This window comes from Bradyrhizobium sp. AUGA SZCCT0283 (assembly GCF_018130385.1).
In the GTDB taxonomy this organism is placed as follows: domain Bacteria; phylum Pseudomonadota; class Alphaproteobacteria; order Rhizobiales; family Xanthobacteraceae; genus Bradyrhizobium.
The window spans coordinates 177,254-196,622 of sequence record NZ_JAFCLU010000012.1 but is presented as its reverse complement, the minus strand read 5'-3'; the positions used below and the strand labels follow the sequence as shown (position 1 = coordinate 196,622).

The 19,369-nt window shown below is 60.7% G+C and carries 17 protein-coding genes and 1 pseudogene; 10 read left to right on the top strand and 8 right to left on the bottom strand.

The window, feature by feature from the left end; all coding sequences use genetic code 11:
• Position 1: 1 nt before the first annotated feature.
• Positions 2-2,932, top strand: a complete 2,931-nt coding sequence (locus tag JQ624_RS39515) for an SUMF1/EgtB/PvdO family nonheme iron enzyme (protein WP_212420384.1) — start codon at positions 2-4, stop codon at positions 2,930-2,932.
• Here the strand turns inward: JQ624_RS39515 and JQ624_RS18755 are convergent.
• The 3 genes and pseudogenes from JQ624_RS18755 to JQ624_RS18745 all read right to left on the bottom strand — a co-directional run bounded on the left by JQ624_RS18755 (position 2,898) and on the right by JQ624_RS18745 (position 7,473).
• Positions 2,898-5,630: a tol-pal system YbgF family protein gene (locus tag JQ624_RS18755; RefSeq protein ID WP_212420383.1), complete on the bottom strand. Its 2,733-nt coding sequence runs from the start codon at positions 5,628-5,630 to the stop codon at positions 2,898-2,900. The two genes, JQ624_RS39515 and JQ624_RS18755, sit on opposite strands and share 35 nt — an antisense overlap.
• A gap of 116 nt (positions 5,631-5,746) precedes the next feature.
• Positions 5,747-6,038: pseudogene (locus tag JQ624_RS18750) on the bottom strand (sugar ABC transporter permease); the annotation flags it as partial.
• 211 nt (positions 6,039-6,249) lie between these two features.
• Positions 6,250-7,473 (bottom strand): polyhydroxyalkanoate depolymerase, encoded by a 1,224-nt coding sequence (locus JQ624_RS18745; protein ID WP_212420382.1) that lies wholly within the window; start codon positions 7,471-7,473, stop codon positions 6,250-6,252.
• 177 nt (positions 7,474-7,650) lie between these two features.
• Between JQ624_RS18745 and JQ624_RS18740 the strand changes: the two genes are divergently transcribed.
• The 3 genes from JQ624_RS18740 to JQ624_RS18730 all read left to right on the top strand — a co-directional run bounded on the left by JQ624_RS18740 (position 7,651) and on the right by JQ624_RS18730 (position 9,188).
• On the top strand, positions 7,651-8,304 hold the full coding sequence (locus JQ624_RS18740) for a glutathione S-transferase family protein (RefSeq protein WP_212420381.1): 654 nt from the start codon (positions 7,651-7,653) through the stop codon (positions 8,302-8,304).
• Between the two features lie 306 nt (positions 8,305-8,610).
• A complete protein-coding gene (locus JQ624_RS18735; protein ID WP_212420380.1) occupies positions 8,611-9,045 on the top strand; it encodes a cupin domain-containing protein in 435 nt (144 codons plus the stop codon).
• A gap of 5 nt (positions 9,046-9,050) precedes the next feature.
• Positions 9,051-9,188, top strand: coding sequence for a hypothetical protein (locus tag JQ624_RS18730; protein WP_212420379.1), 138 nt, complete (start codon positions 9,051-9,053; stop codon positions 9,186-9,188).
• Positions 9,189-9,271: 83 nt separating this feature from the next.
• Here JQ624_RS18730 and JQ624_RS18725 read toward each other — a convergent pair whose 3' ends face one another.
• Positions 9,272-9,505: a hypothetical protein gene (locus tag JQ624_RS18725; protein ID WP_212420378.1), complete on the bottom strand. Its 234-nt coding sequence runs from the start codon at positions 9,503-9,505 to the stop codon at positions 9,272-9,274.
• Positions 9,506-9,701: 196 nt separating this feature from the next.
• On the opposite strand from JQ624_RS18725, the gene JQ624_RS18720 reads away from it, so the two are divergent.
• The gene (locus tag JQ624_RS18720) at positions 9,702-10,091 is read left to right on the top strand and encodes a hypothetical protein (RefSeq protein ID WP_409334348.1); all 390 of its coding nucleotides are present in this window, start codon (positions 9,702-9,704) and stop codon (positions 10,089-10,091) included.
• A gap of 15 nt (positions 10,092-10,106) precedes the next feature.
• On the opposite strand, the gene JQ624_RS18715 is transcribed toward JQ624_RS18720, so the two are convergent.
• Positions 10,107-11,213 (bottom strand): mandelate racemase/muconate lactonizing enzyme family protein, encoded by a 1,107-nt coding sequence (locus JQ624_RS18715; RefSeq protein WP_212420377.1) that lies wholly within the window; start codon positions 11,211-11,213, stop codon positions 10,107-10,109.
• A gap of 119 nt (positions 11,214-11,332) precedes the next feature.
• Between JQ624_RS18715 and JQ624_RS18710 the strand changes: the two genes are divergently transcribed.
• The 5 genes from JQ624_RS18710 (at position 11,333) to JQ624_RS18690 (ending at position 16,183) form a co-directional block, all read left to right on the top strand.
• Positions 11,333-12,169, top strand: a complete 837-nt coding sequence (locus JQ624_RS18710; RefSeq protein WP_212420376.1) for an AraC family transcriptional regulator — start codon at positions 11,333-11,335, stop codon at positions 12,167-12,169.
• A 152-nt stretch (positions 12,170-12,321) separates the two neighbouring features.
• Complete coding sequence (locus JQ624_RS18705; protein WP_212420375.1) at positions 12,322-13,248, top strand: SMP-30/gluconolactonase/LRE family protein; 927 nt, start codon at positions 12,322-12,324, stop codon at positions 13,246-13,248.
• A gap of 152 nt (positions 13,249-13,400) precedes the next feature.
• On the top strand, positions 13,401-13,994 hold the full coding sequence (locus JQ624_RS18700) for a GNAT family N-acetyltransferase (protein ID WP_212420374.1): 594 nt from the start codon (positions 13,401-13,403) through the stop codon (positions 13,992-13,994).
• 27 nt (positions 13,995-14,021) lie between these two features.
• Positions 14,022-15,665 carry a GMC family oxidoreductase gene (locus JQ624_RS18695; protein WP_212420373.1) on the top strand — a complete coding sequence of 548 codons (1,644 nt, stop codon included), beginning with the start codon at positions 14,022-14,024 and terminating at the stop codon, positions 15,663-15,665.
• A 158-nt stretch (positions 15,666-15,823) separates the two neighbouring features.
• Positions 15,824-16,183, top strand: coding sequence for a hypothetical protein (locus JQ624_RS18690; RefSeq protein WP_212420372.1), 360 nt, complete (start codon positions 15,824-15,826; stop codon positions 16,181-16,183).
• Positions 16,184-16,281: 98 nt separating this feature from the next.
• Here the strand turns inward: JQ624_RS18690 and JQ624_RS18685 are convergent, their stop codons facing one another.
• The 3 genes from JQ624_RS18685 to JQ624_RS18675 are packed head-to-tail and all read right to left on the bottom strand — an operon-like array spanning position 16,282 to position 19,083.
• A complete protein-coding gene (locus tag JQ624_RS18685; protein WP_212420371.1) occupies positions 16,282-17,268 on the bottom strand; it encodes a PDR/VanB family oxidoreductase in 987 nt (328 codons plus the stop codon).
• 8 nt (positions 17,269-17,276) lie between these two features.
• Positions 17,277-18,029 carry a GntR family transcriptional regulator gene (locus tag JQ624_RS18680; protein WP_212420370.1) on the bottom strand — a complete coding sequence of 251 codons (753 nt, stop codon included), beginning with the start codon at positions 18,027-18,029 and terminating at the stop codon, positions 17,277-17,279.
• A 4-nt stretch (positions 18,030-18,033) separates the two neighbouring features.
• Positions 18,034-19,083 carry an aromatic ring-hydroxylating dioxygenase subunit alpha gene (locus JQ624_RS18675; protein ID WP_212420369.1) on the bottom strand — a complete coding sequence of 350 codons (1,050 nt, stop codon included), beginning with the start codon at positions 19,081-19,083 and terminating at the stop codon, positions 18,034-18,036.
• Positions 19,084-19,369: the final 286 nt, after the last annotated feature.

Sequence of the window (19,369 nt, the reverse complement as noted above, 5' to 3'; positions counted from 1 at the left end):
AGTGTCCCGACTTTTCATCAGCCATTCAAGTCGCAATGACGATTGGGCGATCGCCTTGCGCGACTGGCTGATGGCGGAAGGCTGGAGCGAACCGGACGATATCTTTCTCGATCTCGATCCCGAGCGCGGCATCGCGGCCGGCCAAAAGTGGCAGCAAGCATTTGCCGATGCGGCAACCCGCTGTGAAGCGGTTTTGTTTATCGTCTCGGCAGACTGGCTTGCCTCGACTTGGTGTCAGGACGAGTATCAAGTTTCCAATAAATATAACAAGAAGCTGTTCGCACTGGTTATCGACGAAAGTCCGCTCGAACGTCTACCAGGCGGCCTTACAGCGCAGTGGCAGGTCGTTCGACTAAAGGGAGAACCAGCCGAGCGCTTCATCGCCGTCCACCCGCTTACACAACAGCAGTGGCCGGTTCACATCGCCAAGGCAGCGCTTGTGCAGCTTAAGAGTGGCTTGCTAAAGGCCGGCCTGGGGCCTGAAAGCTTCGAACTGCAGCCGGATGACAACGGCTTATTCGGCTGGCGTTTGCCATACCGGGGGCTCGAGGCGATGGAGCCCGAAGACGCCGCCGTTTTCTTCGGCCGGAGCGCCGATCTGGTCCGCGGCATGGACGCTCTGCGCGGGCTTGCTACGCGCAATCCGCCGCGGGTAGGGGTAATCCTCGGTGCCTCGGGAGCCGGCAAATCGTCATTTTTGCGCGCGGGGTTGTGGCCGCGCCTGTTGCGCGACGACGCGCAGTGGCTGCCTCTGAAGTCGATAAGGGCCGGTCGCGGCGGCGCCATAGAAGGGCAGGAAGGCCTGCTAGGCGGCCTACAAGACGTTCACCGGCGTTTCGCACTGCGTACGAGCCGCAGCGAACTGCGCGAACGACTGCGAAGCGAAGATGAGTTCATTAAACTTCTGCGTGAGCTGCGCCAGGCCGCGGCAAAGCGCGCGCTTTTACTGAAACCGCCGTTCCCCCTGCCGGTCATCTGCCTCGATCAGGGCGAGGAGATTTTCGGGAGCGGAGCGAACGCGGAGAGCGAGCGGCTGCTCCAGTTAGCGCGCGCGGCAAGCGAGGCTGGCGAAGCGCTGATCCTGGCCACTATCCGCTCGGATGCGTACAGCGGGATGCAGAACGCCAAGGCGCTCACCGGGGTCGACCAGGTGCCACTTAGTCTCGGCCCCGTTCCGCAGGGCGAGATCGGCCGTATCATTCGCGAGCCGGCGGAAATTCTGCGCCGCAAAGTTGGACCCCGCGCACCGGTGTTTGATCCGGCTCTGGTAGAGAAGCTGCAATCCGATTTCGTTGGCGAGGCCGACGCGCTGCCCTTGCTCGCCTTCATGCTGCAGCGGCTGATGCTCGAGCATACCGGTGAAGATGTCATCGGACTTTCGCACGTTGCCCGGTCCGGGGGGCTAGCCGAAGCGATCGAACAGGAAGCCGAGGCGGCCTTTCGCGACGCCGGATACGTCGACAGCTACGCCGAACGTCGCGAGGCGCTAAGGAAACTGTTCGTGCCCCGACTGGTACGCATCAATCGCGACAGCAAGACGGCGCAGCGATATGTTGCGTCACAGACCGAGACATCGGCCGAACTGTTGCCGCTCGCCCGTGCGCTGACTGAGCGTCGGCTCTTGGTCGTTCGTGCAAAACCGTTGTTGGAGGACGGACCGAAAGGCGAAAAGAAAATTGGCGAGCGCGCGTCTGACGGACGCGACAGTCCGCCAAGCGCCACGATTGAGGTCGCTCACGAAGCGTTGCTTCGTCGCTGGACGATGCTAACCGAGATTCTCGGCGAGGATCGAGATGCACTGCTGCTGCTTGACGGTGTGCGGCTCGCTGCGGCCGACTGGGCAGAGGCCGATGACGTGCGTAAGCCGGACTTCCTCGCCCATCGCGGAACGCGATTGGCCGAGGCACAAGCGCTCAGCCTTCGTGGCCCCAATTGGGCCCACGAAATCGCTGCGGCGCAAGCCTACTTGACCGCCTGCGAGGCACGCGAGAACGCTGAAAAACGTTCGAAACGTCTTTCTCGAATAATACTCGGAGTACTGGTGGCAATCATTGGAACCGGGGGCTTGATAGCCCTGAATTTTGATCGCCTGCGCAGCGCGTCCTATTGGTTCTTGCACGTGCGAAACTTTGTGAAGTCACAGGCTGAAGAACGTGTGCTTCTTGAAAAGCGCATGCCGTTTAGAGAATGCCGCGATTGTCCAGAAATGATTTTTGTTCATAGAGACGTGCTTAACCGCGGCGGACCTCTCAATGGAAGTCCCGATGCGAATCGAGAATCTCCACTTTCGACAGTCCAGATCAGGCGAAGTTTTGCGGTCTCGGTGACTGAGGTTAATTTTGCGCAATGGGACACCTGCGCCGACCACGGCGCGTGCAGATCGAATGTTTCCGCCGGCGAATGGGGACGAGGCGACCAGCCGGTAATCAAGGTTTCCTGGATGGATGCGCAGGATTACGTGAAGTGGATCTCCGCATTGACAGGAAAGCGGTACCGGCTGCTTTCGGAGGCAGAGTGGGAATTTGCCGCAAGGGGAGGACAAGGAACGAACTACTCCTTCCCGGACGCAAAAATCGATGAGTACGCGTGGTACGCCAACAACACCAAAGATATGCCTCAGCCGCACAAGGTTGGGATGCTAAAAGCCAATCCATACGGTCTCAAGGACATGCACGGCAACGTAGCTGAATGGGTGGAGGATTGCTTCCATGAAACCTATAGGGACGCGCCGCGGACCGAAGAGGCATGGACGACTGGTCCGTATTGCGACCGCCGTAAAGTGGTGCGAGGCGGCAATTGGCTATCTGATGCCAAGGCATTGCGCTCTGCCAGTCGCGACTGGCATCCAATCAGTGACGACAGCAGCGATCAGATCGGATTTCGCGTGGCGCGCGAAGTCACCGTTGAAGAACCTTCAGAGCGTCGTGAATAGTATCAATTCTATTTCGTTCACGCCAACCCATGGCTCGGTAATCCCACATGTAGAGTCCTTCCAGACCGGAACACGCTTGAGGTTCCCGCAACCGGTTGCGCGCATAAAGAGCATGTCTTGTCGAAGGAAATCGACGAACGATTTCCTGATCTAGCTCGCGTGCCTTGACCGGTTGCCCAACGCAGGTCCAGCCGATCGCCATCCAGCTATACGCGTTATCGACGGCATTTGCCGTTGCGTATTTCTGTCGCAGTGTGTTGAATGTCGCTGTCGCCTTGGCCATGTCACCTACGACCACAGCTTCGGCAAAGACTTGCTCCGCCATAGTGTCATCAAGAAGCGTGGAAGTAGGAAATTCATCCTGAAATCTCGCGTTCGCGGCAGCGACTTTAGTCGGGTCAAATTGCGCGAGAAGCGCGACTCGCTTGTAGTGTAGCCATTCTCGTAATTTCGAGAAGTTGGTGTTCCGGGGCAAAAGATCGAGCGCCCGTTGCACAAGATATAAACTTTGGCGCAAGTCCCTGTGTAGCGGCTTGGGACCCCGTGCGGGCGTCCTGCTTTCATCGGGGTCTCTCGTCAGCGAATATTTGACAACGATCCTTTTGATTTCAGTTGCCGACGACAACGGCGACTGTTTGTCGACGTTCGATAATATCGTTTCCAATTGTTCAGCTTCGCGCGAAGCGTGATAAAGATAGGTGATCTCTTGCAGGTCGCTGTCGTCGGCCAATTGCAATTTTCTGAAAGCAGCCGTAATTCGGGAGGGATCGGTCGTGATTGGCAAGTTTTCGATCGTGACGCCGAATTGACGCAGCGCGCGCCGAGCGCCGTCCATGACCTGACGATGCTTACCGGAATGATAGAGCTCGGTTAGGGCGGAATACCAAAGCCTTGGTCGCGAGGACAGGACCTTGCTGTTCTGTACGCGATTGAATGCGTCTTCAGGTGACAATGTGCGCAGGATGCGGCTGGCTTGATGTACCGCCGGGTCTGCATAATCCACAGAGTCAGCGGTAGCGTCGCGCGAGCCAACCGCCGGAAGGAGTTCGATTGCGATCTCAAATTTGGTCAACGAGTCAATTACGTTTCCGCGATGATAGGTGAGCCAACCCAAAAGATAAGCGGCATCGTCGAAATGCGGTGAGCTGCGGTCTTTCAACACCTCCTGGAATTGCGGCAACAAACGATCGGTGAGCGCGATGAATTCGGGAAATTTTAGAGCGATCGGGCGAGAATCGTAGCGCTCAGGAAATTGATTTAAGTAATGCAGATATTGCGATAAAGATGGCTCGTTGTCTCTGTAATCGTCGTCTGATTGTGCAGCCGCATAGAGATGGTCGTTAAAAAAATCTCGTTTTGCGAGCTCGATATTCCTTTCCTCTGGTGTTTTTTCTTTATAGCTGAGCTCACGTTCGCGTTCAATTTCGTCAATCTTTCTTTTAAGTTCTATATAGTTCCTGTTTTTTGACTTTGATGCCGAGCCTGTATCCTGAAACAGGATATTTTCAGGATCGATTTCATCGAGATGCGATTTGGGAAATATCTGAGCAAGAAGTAATTCTCGATCCCCAGCTTTGGAAATCATCTGAAACAGATTTGAGGTGATTTTCCTGAGCTTTGAGTGGGCAGACGCATAAATCAAGACAGTACGAACTGGCGATCTTTGATTGAACTGAAGCGCGTCGTCAAAACGTCCCAATGTGTAGAGCAGAAAATCGGAAAACGGTTCTTTGGGGTTTGTATTTAGCTGAGCAATAATTTGATCTCGAATATTCGGAAACTCGGTTTTTTCACCGAAGACATCGGTTACCGTGTATTTTCTATTCTTCAGGTGGTTTATGACACTCGTCGGAAGAAAAGCCCAAACGTGGGAACGATATTTTTGGCTCGGTGTCGAGCTAAAAACCTCATCAACGACCCTGTTTGCGTTTTCCGCCGTCGTATTCAAGGCCAAACGCCGTATCAAAAATGCTATCTCAGGCCATCCGGAATAGTCATCTGGCAAGGAAGCCCGGTCCTTCGCCAGGAATTGATCGGCCTGAGATTTGAAGTTTTTTTCAGCCAAACTTCCGGCCGCAACGATGAGGCGCTGCACCACCGTACGCCTGGGTTTGTCCTGAGACAAAATTAGGAGTAGGCCATCTCCACCGATAATGCGGTACACTGGCCGGCTCGCATCTTTTGACGCCTTGAGGTCGCCGCTCGCAACGGCCAGCAGCCCATATCGTTGTTCAACGATCGCTTTGATTTCACCGTATTCGTCTGTGCTCGGAGCAATTTTTTCTAATTTGACTTCACCCCAAACAGCAACTACCGCGCCATCTATAGAGAAGCGCTTCGGCGCTAAACCTCCAAGTGTACTGGATATTTCTGATATTGCCCGGCTTTCCACGCGGTCGAGGGAGTCGGGCTCATAAGACTTGCCGTATGCATACAATATTTTCCTGCTCGATGATTCAATCAATATGTCAGATATGTTTGTCACTCGTGCTGCAGGGGGACCACTTAAGCTGCATTGAGTTGTATTTGAAAATTCTGCACGAGAAGAACACTTGTAATTTGCACCAAAGTCATTTGGGAGCGGCTTCAATAGACTTAGTTGCCCGAGAGAGTATTCCGTTGCATTGCAACGCACGGCTAAAGCCATCGTACAAAGAGCAAGACATAGGGATGCAATTGCATGAGCAATATTGCGCAAGCTGGCCTCCAGTGAGCCGCCTACAAACAAGTAACCCTATACTCTCTCTTGCGGGAAAAAGCTACCTTCGCAACTTGAAATCGAGAGCGACTTGGACGAGCGGCGCGCCCTTGCTTGCCGGCGTCGGAGAACAGTTTCGGAATGAAGCCGGAGGAGAGCTTCTGAAAAGTCGGCGAGATCGGACTGGCCGACCGGTCTTGCAGCACGGCGAGCGCCAGCCCCTTGGATGCCGGCCGGCGTGACGATGAAGGACGGAATCTTGAAATAGGCCACCCAGTAGCCCTGCGCCGCACCGATCAGGGTACCGAGCGCGAGGCAGGGCGATGGCGGCTGGAATGAAATGCGCCCCATAGCGCACCAGCAGCACGCGGTGATCGCACCGATGAAGCCCGCGACCGAGCCGACCGACCGCGAGTGACAGGTCTCGGCCACGTGGCTTCCATCCACCGCGCAAAGAGCAAGGAGTCGCGGTGCGATAACTCTCATCCCGAGGGCACGAGGGCTCTGCCCCAGTACCCCCAGCATGAACAAATCAGCGTCCCCGATCTTCGCTCCCCGCTGTCGCTGCCAGCCCGGGAGGCCTAGTACTTTGGACCATCCCGGCAGGACGACGGAAACATCACGAATTCACGTGCACGAAATCCCGCAGCAGCGGATAGATCTCGTTGTTCCAGCGCTTCCCGGAAAACACGCCGTAATGGCCGACGCCGGCCTGCATGTGGTGCACCTTGCGATAGGCGCGCACGCCGGTGCAGAGGTCCTGCGCCGCCAGCGTCTGCCCGATCGAGCAGATGTCGTCCTTTTCGCCCTCCACCGTCATCAGGCCCATGCGCCGGATCGAGGCTGGGTTCACCGGCCGGCTGCGATGCATCAGCTTGCCTTGCGGCAACAGATGCTCCTGAAACACGTCGCGCACGGTCTCGATGTAGAATTCCGCGGGCAGGTCCATCACGGCAAAATATTCGTCGTAGAAGGTCTTGATGATCTCAGCCTTCTCCTTCTCGCCCTTGGCCAGGTGATTGGCGAGGTCGATGTGCTGCTTGATATGGCGCTCGAGATTCATCGACACGAAAGCGGTGAGCTGCACGAAGCCGGGATAGACCTTGCGGAACGCGCCCTTGCATTGCACCGGCACGTAGTTGATCAGGTTTTTTTCGAACCAGTTGATCGGCTTGCTCTTGGCGAACTCGTTGACCTTGGTCGGCTGGATCCGCGTATCGATCGGCCCGGCCATCAGGGTCAGCGTCGCCGGACGGGCGGGGTGGTTGTCCTCCGACATGACGGCGGCGGCAGCCAGCGCGGAGACCGAGGGCTGGCAGATCGCCACCATGTGCGCGCGCGGGCCGATCTTGTCGAGGAAGGTGATCAAATGGTCGGTGTAATCCTCCAGCCCGAAGCGGCCGGCATGAAGCGGAATGTCGCGCGGGTTATGCCAGTCGGTGATGTAGACGTCGTGGTCCTGCAGCAGCGTCTTGACGGTGCTGCGCAACAGGGTGGCGAAATGGCCGGACATCGGCGCCACCAGCAACAGCCGCGGCTGCTCCGGCGAATTCTCCTTCTTGAAATGCAGCAGCGAGCCGAACGGGGTGGCGAAGGTAACCTCCTCGGTTACCTCCAGCTCCTGATTGCCGACCAGTATCCGGTCGATGCCGTAGGCAGGCCGCGCATAGGTGAGGGAGGAGCGCGAGATCAATTCGAGCGAAGCGGCGAGCCGGCCAAATAACCTGTCGGAGACGCCCTGCGGCACCAGATTGAGATATTTCAGCCCCGCCGCAGCCCCGGTCCGCCATGGTGACGTCAGGTCCATGTGGTTCTGATAGGCTTGGTACATCATTGACATCATTCACATCAGCCCCTGTCCCAAGGGCCATGCAATATCGACGCCAGAGCCGGCCTGGCCGCCTCTAAAACTGGCACGTGGCTTGCTGCGTAAAATGCCCGGCGCACAGCTATTGGGCGGCGGCGCGGTCGGCCGTTCATACCGGCGCGGAGGCGTTTTGGGGGTTCGAGGGAAGGCCATATGGCGAAGACCACACTGACCATCTCCAGCAAGAATTACTCGTCCTGGTCGCTACGCGGCTGGCTGCTCGCGAAATTCTCAGGGCTGGAATTCGAGAAGGTCGTTACCGCTCCCGACGATGCGTCGGCCCGGGCGGAAATCCTGCTGCTGTCGTCGTCGATCCTGGTGCCGTGCCTGCGCCATGACGGCGCCACCATCTGGGATACGCTGGCGATCGCGGAATACCTCAACGAGGTCATGCCGGACGCCGGCCTGCTGCCGGCCGACCGTATCCAGCGCGCTCATTGCCGCTCGATCTGTGGCGAAATCCATTCGGGCTTCACCACGCTGCGCGCCTCGCTGCCGGTCAACCTGAAGGGCTATTTCCCCGGCTTCAAGATCTGGTCGCGCGCGCAGGCCGATATCGACCGGGTCTGTACGATCTGGCGCGAATGCCTCGCGGAGTCCGGCGGCCCGTTCCTGTTCGGCGAGCGCACCATGGCCGATGCGATGTACGCGCCCGTCGTTACCCGCTTCATGACCTATGACGTGAAGCTCGAACCCAGGCTCGCGGCCTACGCCAGCACCATCATGGCGATGCCCGAGATGCAGGAATGGATCGAGGCCGCCAAGGCCGAGCCCGCCGATATCGAAGAGCTCGAGGTCGAATATTAGGCAAGCCTGGCGGGGTCTTGCCCGCTTGAAGGGCTCAGGCAACGGGCAGGCCTTGCTCAAGCCGGTGCCAGCCGCGCGCAGCGTGCGCCCGTGCATTGGCCATCTTTCACAGGCCGCTGAAACCGGATTCCTGCCTGCGGCCAATCGGTTCGGTGCACCGCTGCCGGCGCGATCGCCGCACTGCAGCGGGCGTGGCGCGGATTTCGCATAGCAACATGCAGCCGTGAACGCGACGATGCGACGCTGCCAAAAATTTGGACGCCTTCGCCTGGTCGCGCTCCCGCAACGCGAACCGTGGAGGCTTCAATGAACAAGCAGGCTGTCGTCAGCAAATTCTCTCACGTCAAACCCGGCGATACCGAATTCAAGGAGGGTGGTCTGCGCGACTTCTTCCTGTATCGCGATCTCGGCATCGCCGACGCCACCGGCGGGCAGGTGATCTGCCATCTGGTCAAGGCCAATCCCGATTTGCCGCCCGAGGAGGGCACCGGCTGGCACAAGCACGAATGCGAATTCCAGATCGTGATCATGACCAAGGGCTGGGCGCGCTTCATGTATGAGGACAAGTCGACCCTGGTGCAGGCCGGCGACGTCGTCCACCAGCGACCCGGCATCACGCATTACCTGTACGACTACTCGGAGGACATGGAGTACCTTGAGATCGTCAGCCCGGCCGATTTCAAGACCGTCGACGTGCCGCCGGCCGTCGACAAGGTGCCGCCGCCGACGCCCTGGAACTGACGGCCATGTCGTCCCCCGAGGAATTAACCTTTGTCGTCGGCCGCTGGCTGCGGCCGATTGTTGTGGTGCTGGATGTGGTGCGCCGCCTCGGATTGCGGACGACATCTAGCCGTGAACAACGGAGTACGGCGCTGAATCAGTGATTCGGGCGCGATTCGTTCCATCGCCGTTCCGAACGTAAAGATCACGCGCGGTTCCGTCGCATTCTGGCACAATGCGCGGCTCGTCAGGCTCTGTCCGCGGCATTTTCAGGTCGGGCGCGTGGCAGCCTCCAGCCAACCACCGTGGCCTCGACCATGCCGCCGGTTCTGTCGTTGCGCCATTGACCATCGATCCAGCGGCAGGCAAAGGGCAGTTGATAGGTTCCGCTGTGATCTTCGCAAAGAACTTCCACCGGCTGGTTCGGCGGCGGAGCCCCATTCCCGTCGAACTGCGCCAGCCGTTTTTCACGCGTTGCCATACGCTCAATCTCCACTGCCGCCGCCGGCAAACACCGGCTTGAGGTTCGCGGCTAAATCCATCCACCGTTAACGGGGTGAAGCACAACGCCTGAATGAGGTATCAGTATGGTATCAGTGGGGTCGGGGGTCTGCTTCGTGCAAATTGCCGTGATGGATGTCCCCGTGCGCCAGACGCTTTTGAAACGAGGATTTTTGATGATTGCCCCGATGGCCAGGATCACCTTCGTCGCTTTCGCGCTGATGGCCTCATGGCCAGCGACCGTTCACGCGCAGGACGTTCCCGGCATCGAGATCTGCACCGTCGAAAAGACCATGGAGCGGCGCACCTCTTGCCTGCAGAGCAATGTCGACTTCCTGCAGAAGACGATCACCAAGCTGACAACGGATCATCAGCAAAAGATCGACGCGGCGAACCGGCAGATCGAGGCGCTGAAGGGCGCGGTCATTGGCTTGCAGAAGCTCGTCAGCGAGCAGGCGGCGCAGAACAAGGCCGCGGAAGATGCGAAGAAGGCCGCAGCGCCTGCCGCGAAGGATGCCGCGCCTGCGACAAAGGATGCCGCGCCGGCAAAGGACGGCACGAAGTAGCGTCCCGTCCCGCGGTCACGACACGCGGTATTGCTCCATCACGGCCTTGTCCGGTTCATAGCCAAGGCCGGGCCCCTGCGGGACCTCGACATCGCCGTTGGCATCGACGTCGATGCGACCGCGCCACAGGCATGCGGCGCGCTTCATGTAAAACACCTCGACGAAGGTTGCGTCGTCGCGCAGCGACATCAATTGCAGCGTCGCCAGCAAGCCCGGCCCGAAATAGGGCGAATGCGGCGCAAGCCTGACCCCGAGTTCGTCGGCCAATGCGACAACCCTGAGATATTCGGTGATGCCGCCAACCTTGATGACAGAGGGTTGCGCATGGCTTACCGCTCCGGCCTTCATCATCTGTCTGAACTGATGAACCGTGCAGGCGTTCTCGCCGGCCGCAACGTCGAGCCCGCCCTTGGTTCGCACTTCGGCGAGCGTTGCAAAATCTTCCGGCGGCCAGACCGGCTCCTCGAGGAACATCGGCGCAGCGTTCCGGCAGGAATGCGCGAATGCGATCGCGGCGTCGCCATCCAGTGGACAGTTCAGGTCGACCATCAGCGGAATGCCGGGACCGATCGCTTGCCGCGCGGCAAATACCGCAGGCGTTGTGGTCTCATGCAATTTGATCGCCTTGTAGCCTCGCCGCAGCGCGGTCTCGCATTCGCCTGCAATCAATTCGGGTTTGCCGATCCGCAGCAGGCTTGCGTAGGCGGGAATCCGCGTGCGCCTGGCCTCGCCGATCAGCCGATGCAACGGCACGCCCTTCGCCTTGGCGGCGAGGTCCCACAAGGCGATATCGAGCGCCGATATCGCGAACATGGTGATGCCATAGCGGCCGAACAGATGCAGGTTGCGCTGGATCTGTTCCATGAAGGCGGGAATATCAGCCGCGCCGGGGACTTGCAGGCCCTGCGCCTGCGGCGCAATCATTTCCTCGATCGCGGTATAAGTCGTCCGCGGGCAGACATAGGCAAAGGCATCGCCCCAGCCGGTGATGCCGGCATCGGTGGAAACCTCGACCATGACGATTTCCAGCGCTGCGATGGAAGCAGCGCCCTGCCTGAAACTCGCGACCCCCGCGTCATAGGGAATGCGGATATGGTGCGCCCGGACATTGGTGATCAACATGGTTCCCTCCCATCGCGCTCCGATACATTGTCAGCGGCAGGAACCGAGAGCAAGGACTGTCAAATGAAGCGCGTAGCATCAGAGCATGATGCGGTTGCTTCGCATGAAGGCAGTCAGTCATGAATCCGGCCCAGAAAGCGCTCTGGTATATCGAAAGCCATCTCGCCAAGCCGTTGACGCTTGATGAGATCGCCGGCGTTGCCGGCGTCTCTCGCTTCCACATGGTGAGGGCGTTTGCCGCGGCCACCGGGTTTTCGGTCATGCGCTATGTGCGTGCCCGCCGACTCAGCAAGGCGGCGCAGGCGCTCGCGGCAGGCGCGCCCGATATTCTCAGCCTCGCGCTGGACGCGGACTACAGCTCTCACGAAGCTTTCACCCGCGCGTTCCGCGACCATTTCGGCGTCACGCCCGAGGCGGTCCGCGCCGCAACGTGCCTCGATCGTCTCAAGCTTCAGGAGCCCATCGTCATGGATTCAACCCTGCTCGACAATCTCAAGCCCCCGCGTTTCGAAACCAGTAAGCCGTTGCTCGTCGCCGGCATCGGCGAGCGCTGCACCCATGAAAACGGCGGTGCCGGAATCCCGAACCAGTGGCAGCAATTTCACCAGAAGGTCGACGGCATTCCCGCGCGGATCGGCAAGGTCGCCTATGGCGTTTGCTGCAACGGCGACGATGCCGGCAATTTCGACTACATCGCCGGCGTCGAGGTCGCGGACTTTTCCGACCTGCCGCGCGAGTTCGCGCGCGTGCGGATTCCCGAACAGAAATACGCCGTCTTTACCCACGCCGAGCACATCTCGACCATCCGCCGCACCGTCAACACGATCTGGAATCACTGGCTGCCGATTTCAGGCATGAAGGCGGCCGACGCGCCGAACTTCGAGCGCTACGACGAAAACTTCGATCCGGCCACCGGCAATGGCGGGCTGGAGATCTGGATTCCGGTGAGGGAATAGCATCACCGCAATGCTGCCCTGCGCCGCGGGATTGCCCGCGGTTGCTTGGCAAGCGATATCGACTTTGCCATAACAACGCGTAACCAAATTGCTGCGCGTGGGGACATAGGCTTGGAAATCCGCCTGCGCCCAAGAAAAGCCCGGGAGGATTCATGGCCGATATCCGCGTTCTCGCCACCGATCTGGAGTTCCCCGAAGGCCCGGTCGTGATGCCAGATGGCTCGGTGGTGCTGGTCGAAATCCGGGGCAAGCGGCTGACGCGGGTTTATCCCGACGGGCGGAAAGAGGTGGTCGCGCAAATTCCCGGCGGCCCGAATGGCGCAGCGCTCGGGCCTGACGGCAAGATGTACATCTGCAACAATGGCGGCTTTAGCTGGATCCCCACCGGCAAGATGATCATGCCGGGACCGCAGCCCGATGATTATCTCGGCGGCTCGATCCAGCGGATCGATCTGCAAAGCGGCAAGGTCGAGACCGTCGTCGACAAATGCGGCGAGCACGCCCTGCGCGGCCCCAACGACCTGGTGTTCGACAGACACGGCGGCCTGTGGTTCTCCGACCTCGGCAAGCGCCGCGCCCGCGAGATGGATGTCGGTGCGTTCTATTACGTGAAGCCCGGCATGAAGGAGATCGTCGAGGCCGTGCACGGCGTGCTGCCCGCCAACGGCATCGGCCTGTCGCCGGACGAGAAGACGGTCTACATCGCGGAGACGCCGACCGCGCGGCTGTGGGCCTATGAAATCGCCGAGCCCGGCACCATCAAGCCGCGCGACGTGATTTATCGCGGCGAGCGTGGCAAGCCGATCGCGGGGCTCGGTGGCTACCAGATGTTCGATTCGATGGCGGTGGAGGCGGGCGGCAATGTCTGCGTGGCAACGCTGGTCTCGGGCTGCATCTCCGTGATCGCGCCCGACGGCACGCTGGTAGAGCAGGTGCCGACCGGCGACCGCGTCACCACCAATATCGCCTTCGGCGGGCCTGAACTGAAGACCGCCTACATCACGCTGTCGGGCAAGGGCGAACTGATCGCGATGGACTGGGCGCGGCCGGGTCTGGCGCTGAACTTTTTGAACAAATAATACGCGGCAGATGCTAACCCCGTCATTGCGAGCGCAGCGAAGCAATCCATGCCACCACACGGGGCTAGGTGGATTGCTTCGTCGCTGCGCTCCCTTGCGCAAACGCTTCGCGTTTGTCGCAGGCAATGATGCGGCTGGCAGTGGAGAATTAAATGGCCTTTCTTGAACCGGTTACCCTGCAGGGCGCGCACGCGCGGCTGGAGCCGCTGTCGCACGATCACATCGATGGACTCGTGGAAGCCGTGAGCGACGGTGAGCTGTGGAAGCTCTGGTACACTTTCATCCCGACCGCCGAAAACATGAAAAAGGAAATCGACCGCCGCCTCGGCCTGTTCGCGGCCGGCTCGATGCTGCCGTTCACGGTGTTTGATGCCGAAGGCAAGGTCGCGGGCATGACGACCTATATGAACGTCGATGCCGCCAATCGCCGCGTCGAAATCGGCTCGACCTGGTACGCCAAGCGCGTGCAGCGCAGCGCGCTCAACACCCAGTGCAAATTGCTGCTGCTGACGCATGCCTTCGAGAAGCTCAATTGCATTGCGGTAGAGTTCCGCACGCATTTCTTCAATCATCAGAGCCGGCGCGGCATCGAGCGTCTGGGCGCCAAGCAGGACGGTATTCTGAGAAGCCACCAGATCGCGCCGAACGGCACGTTGCGCGACACCGTGGTTTACAGCATCATCGCCAGCGAATGGCCGACGGTGAAGGCCCATCTCAATTATCAACTCAACGAAAAGACGCGGTGACGACAAGGCCGCGCTAGAAACGATACGATGGAAACGTTCGATTACGTGATTATCGGCGCGGGCTCCGCAGGCAGCGTGCTCGCCAACCGGCTCAGTGAAGATTTGACGGCCCGTATCTGCGTGCTGGAAGCGGGGCCGACGGACTGGCACCCCTACATTCATCTGCCGGCCGGCTTCATCAAGACGTTCCACATGAAGAGCGTCAACTGGGGCTACAGCCAAGAGCCGGGCCCATGGACCGGCGGCCGCAGCATCTATGCGCCGCGTGGCAAGACACTGGGCGGATCGTCATCGATCAACGGCCATATCTACAACCGCGGCCAGCGCCAGGATTTCGACACCTGGGCGCAACTCGGCAATCGCGGCTGGGGCTATCCGGACATCCTGCCCTATTTCAAGCGGCTGGAGCGGCGGGTCGGCGAGGGCGACGAGACCTATCGCGGGCGCGAAGGTAATCTCACCGTCACCACGATGGACTGGCAGGACCCGCTGTGCGAGGCCTTCATGGAGGGCGCCATGAGCCTCGGCATTCCGCGCAACCCCGATTACAACGGCGCGATCCAGGAGGGCGTGTCCTACTGCCAGCGCACCATCGAGAACGGCCTGCGCATGAGCGCCGCGAAGGCGTTCCTGCATCCGGCGCGCAAGCGGGGCAATGTCGATGTGCGCACGCATGCGCATGTCACCAACCTCATCTTCGAGGGCAAGCGCGCGGTCGGCGTGCGTTATCTCAAGGGCGGCAAGGGCGGCACACCGATCGAGGTGCGCGCCAACAAGGAAGTTATTCTGTCCGGCGGCACCTACAACTCGCCGCAGTTGCTGCAATTGTCCGGCGTCGGTTCGCCGGAATTGCTGCAATCGCATGGCATCGAAGTGCGTCATGCGCTGCCCGGCGTCGGCGAGGGCTTGCAGGATCACTACGCGCCGCGTTCGGTCGCGCGCGTCAAGAACATCAGGACCATCAATGAGCTCCGGCGCGGCCTGAGCCTGTGGGTCGAGGCGCTGAAATGGGCGACGACGCGGCGCGGCCTGCTCTCGCTGTCGCCGACCATGGTCTACTGCTTCTGGCATTCCGGCGAGACCACCGAGAGCTCCGACCTGCAGCTCACGTTCACGCCGGCGAGCTACAAGGAAGGCGTGCAGGGCCAGCTCGAGGATGAGCCCGGCATGACGGTTGCCTCATGGCAGCAGCGCCCGGAGAGCCGCGGTTATGTCCGCATCCGCTCCGCCGACCCGTTCGCGCCGCCGATCATCCAGACCAACTATCTGGTCGAGGAGATCGACCGTCGCGTCGTCGTCGCCGGTATGAAGTTGGCGCGCCGGCTGCTCGCGTCCGCGCCGCTCGCGCCGTATTATGCGTATGAGGATTTCCCCGGGCCCAAGGTGCAAAGCGACGATGAATTCCTCGCCGCCGCCACCGAGCGCGGCACCACCACGTTCCATCCCGGCTGCACCTGCCGCATGGGACCGGCGGATGCCAAGTGGGCCGTCGTCGACGACCAATTGCGCGTGCACGGGCTGCAGGGACTGCGCGTCGTCGACGCCTCGATCATGCCGCGGATGATCTCGGCCAATCTCAACGCTTCGACATTGATGATCGCCGACAAGGCCTCCGACATGATCCGCGGCAAGACGGCGCTGGAGGCCGTGAGGTTTCCGGTGTCGGCCTAGGGTGTGATGAGATTGGGTACCAGATACGAGAGTTGAGGCGCCTAAGTTAGTCCGGCCAGCCGGCGCAGAGCAGTCGTTTCGCAAGCGAACCGAAAGCAGCTGCACCGTGCACTCAGATTTGAATCGCCTCTCAACAGCCGGCCGTCTATGGTGCGTTGATGTCGCGCCTCGTGCTTCCATTGATTGCTATCGTCCTGTCGCTGCTGCCGGTCGTCGCGCCGGCTGCGCCGGTTCATAAGCGGCCGGCGCCACGCTGGCACGGATACGGTTTCCTGCCCGGCTATCAGCAGCCGCCGAATAACAGTCTTCCAGCTTACGCCCGGAAAGCTTCGGCTTGGCGCATGGCGCGCCGCAACCAGCGCCCCTGGTATATCGATCCAGTCCCAAGTTACTACGGGTACGATGGCGACTGGCACTATTTCGGCCGGCCTGGCTTCTACGGCGGCCGCTACAATGGCGGCAGTTTCGGCCCTTGCTGGACGCGGACACCGATCGGGCCGATCTGGAATTGCGGCTGATCAAGCCATCGCTTAAAGACCGCGCGCGTGCGCATCCGTTTGCCGGTAGTCGCGGTTCATGGCGCAGAGCGGATATTCGGCATCCTAACGAAATTCGCTTAACGATGCGCCGCTTCCGGCCGGTACAGCGTATCAATGGTGACGACACCGATCGCGCGCGACACGCAGGGGCAGATCTTGCGGTTGTCGTGCTTCTGCTGATCGCTGAAGAACACGTCGCGATGATCGATCTCGCCCTCGACGGCAACGACGTCGACGGCGCAGACGCCGCATTCGCCGCGCTGGCAATCCGATATCACCTCATAGCCGGCACCGTTCAGGGCGTCGAGCATCGAGCTGTTCTGCGGCACGACGAGTTCGGTGTCAGTATCCTTTAGCCGTACGCGGAATTTTGCGGTCGGCTTCAGGCCGCTGGAGCCGAAAGTCTCATAGCGCAGATCGGCCGGCGCGCGTCCCCCATCATTCCAGGCGCGCCGCGCGGCCTCCAGCATCCGCATCGGTCCGCACATGATGGTGATGGCATCGTCAGGCAAAGCGCGGAAGGTGGCTTCGAGGTCGAGCCGGGCGCCTTCATCGGAGGCGTGCACGATCAAGAGATCGCCGAGCAGCGCCGAGAGCTCGTCGACGAACGCCGCATCGCCGCGTGATTTGACGGCGTAGTGCAGGGGAGCGCCGATATTCCTGCGGCGCAGCGCGGCTGCGATAGCTGTGATCGGCGTGATGCCGATGCCGCCGGCGATCAGGCAATAGTTCTTCCGTGTCCAGTCGATCTCGAGCAAGGACGCTGGATTTGAAGTCTCGATCCGCGCGCCGGCCTGCAAATTCCACATGCCGCGCGAGCCGCCGCGGCTGTCCGGCGCCAGTCGCACCGCGATCCGGTAGGTGCCGGCATCGCCGTTCTCCACCAGCGAATAGGAGCGCCGCGCGGGCTGCCCGTCGATCAGCACGGTGACGCCGATATGGCTGCCGGCGGGGTAGGGCGGCACGCGGCCGTTCTCGGGGCGCAGTCTGAATTCCCGGATCGTGGGCGTCACGTCGTGGATGGCCTCGACGGTGCACCAGCTCCATTGCTCGGCAAAACGCATGGCGGCCTCTATTCGACTGACGTTTTCAAAAGGGCGAGTGCTGGCAGTAAATCGAGATGCGTGCGATTGCGAATTGCCAGCCGCAGATTGCGCGCGGCGAGACGGGAATGCTCGCGCATCACGGCCTCGGCCCGCGCGCCCTCGCGGTTCTCGATGGCGTCGACCACGATGCGGTGATGATCCTGCCCGAGCAGCAGGATCTGATGCGCTTCCGGCAACGCCGACTGCGCCATCACGAACGCGCTTGGCGAAGCGAACGGCAACGCAGAGACGCGATCGATCTCGCGGATCAGCGGCGCGCTTGCCGAGAGTTCGTTGAGCAGCGCATGAAAGCGCGCGTTCATCGTCACATAGGCGGAAAAGGCCTCGACTGAAATCGGGTCCTGCCGGACCAGTTGGTCGAGATCGCCGAGGCATTCCTTCAAGGGCTCGAGGCTGCGCGCGCTCGCGCCGCGCTCGGCCGCAAAGCGGGCGGCGAGGCCCTCCAGCGTGCCGCGCAGCTCGATCGAGTCGAGGATGTCGCGTTCGGTAAACGCCTTCACCATGAAGCCGCCGGAGGGGATCGCCTGCAGCAGTCCTTCATCCTCCAGCCGCACCAGCGCCAGCCGCACCGGCGTCCGCGACACGCCCGTGATATCGACCGCCTGCAATTCGCTGATGCGCTCGCCCGAGCGCAGCCGCCCCGACAGGATCATGTCGCGCAGCGCGAGCTGCGCGCGCACGGTCTGCGAGACGGAGCGCTCGGCGTCGCGTTCGCTCATGGTCTTACTCCGCGGCTTGCACGCTTTGCGGCGCGGTCTCGCGCGCCACCATGCGGTCGATCACGCGCCGCGCCCACATCGCCCCTGCATCGATGTTGAGGTTGTAGAAGGTGCGGTCCGGATTTTCGTTCATGGCGCGCTGCTGGGCTTCGAGGATGATTTCATCCTCGCGGAAGATGCCGGAAACGCCTTCGCGGATCTCGGTGGTCAGCTTCTGCTCTGATGTCCGGTAATTGCGGACGAAGGCCCAGAAATAGTGACAGGTGGTTTCGGTCTCCGGCGTCATGGTGTTGAGCACAAAACCGTTGACGCCCTGCGAGCGGTCGCCCTCCGGCGCGCCGGTGCCGGCGGGGGCGACGCCGACGTCGATATTGACGGTGCCGGGCGCCTGAAAATGGATGATCTGCCAGCGGTCGACCAGGCCGGGCTTGCCCAACTGCGCGGTCCAGAATGGCGGGGCGTCGATGCCATGCATCCAGCGCGTCACGGTCACCGTCTTGTCGCCATGGGTGACGTCGAACGGGGCTTCGGCGACGTGGTCGTTGCCGATGCTGGAGCCATGCACGAAGGTCTCGTGGGTGAGGTCCATCAGATTGTCGACCACGAGGCGGTAGTCGCACTTCACATGAATGGTCTTGCCGTCGCCGGCCCAGGCGGGATCGTCGTTCCAGTGCATATCGGGCACCAGCGCGGGATCGGCCAGCGCGGGATCGCCCATCCACAGCCAGATGAAACGGTGCCGTTCGACCACGGGATAGGAGCGCACGCAGGTCGAAGGGTTGATGGTGTCCTGCGAGGGCATGTAGGTGCAACGGCCCTGCGCATTGAACTTCAGCCCGTGATAGCCGCAGACGACGGTGTCGCCGTCGAGTCGTCCCTTCGAGAGCGGCACCAGCCGGTGCCAGCAGGCGTCTTCGAGCGCACACACCTGTCCGTCGGACTGGCGGTACATCACGACATGCTTGCCGCAGATCGTGCGCGGAAACAGCGCGTGCTTGAGGTCGACATCCCAGGCGGCGGCGTACCAGGCATTGAGCGGGAACGATGACGGCATGGCTGCACTCCATGTTGAGTGCAAGATGTATACAGAAATTACAAATAAATGGCAAATCAAAGGTCTATCAGTATCATATTACCATTAAAGTATACATGATTTTTGTGAACTGTATCATTTCACCGATTCCGGTTAGCCGTCACCCTTGGTCGCGGGTCGAGCGCGCAACTCCCAGGGACGTGCTTGCAGGCGTCGTCGGAGCGAATAACTCCCGCCGCGCACTGGCAATGGCCGGCGAAAGCCGTAGCGCCAATCCAATTCCGAGCAGCGCTCGGCAAGCCCGCAG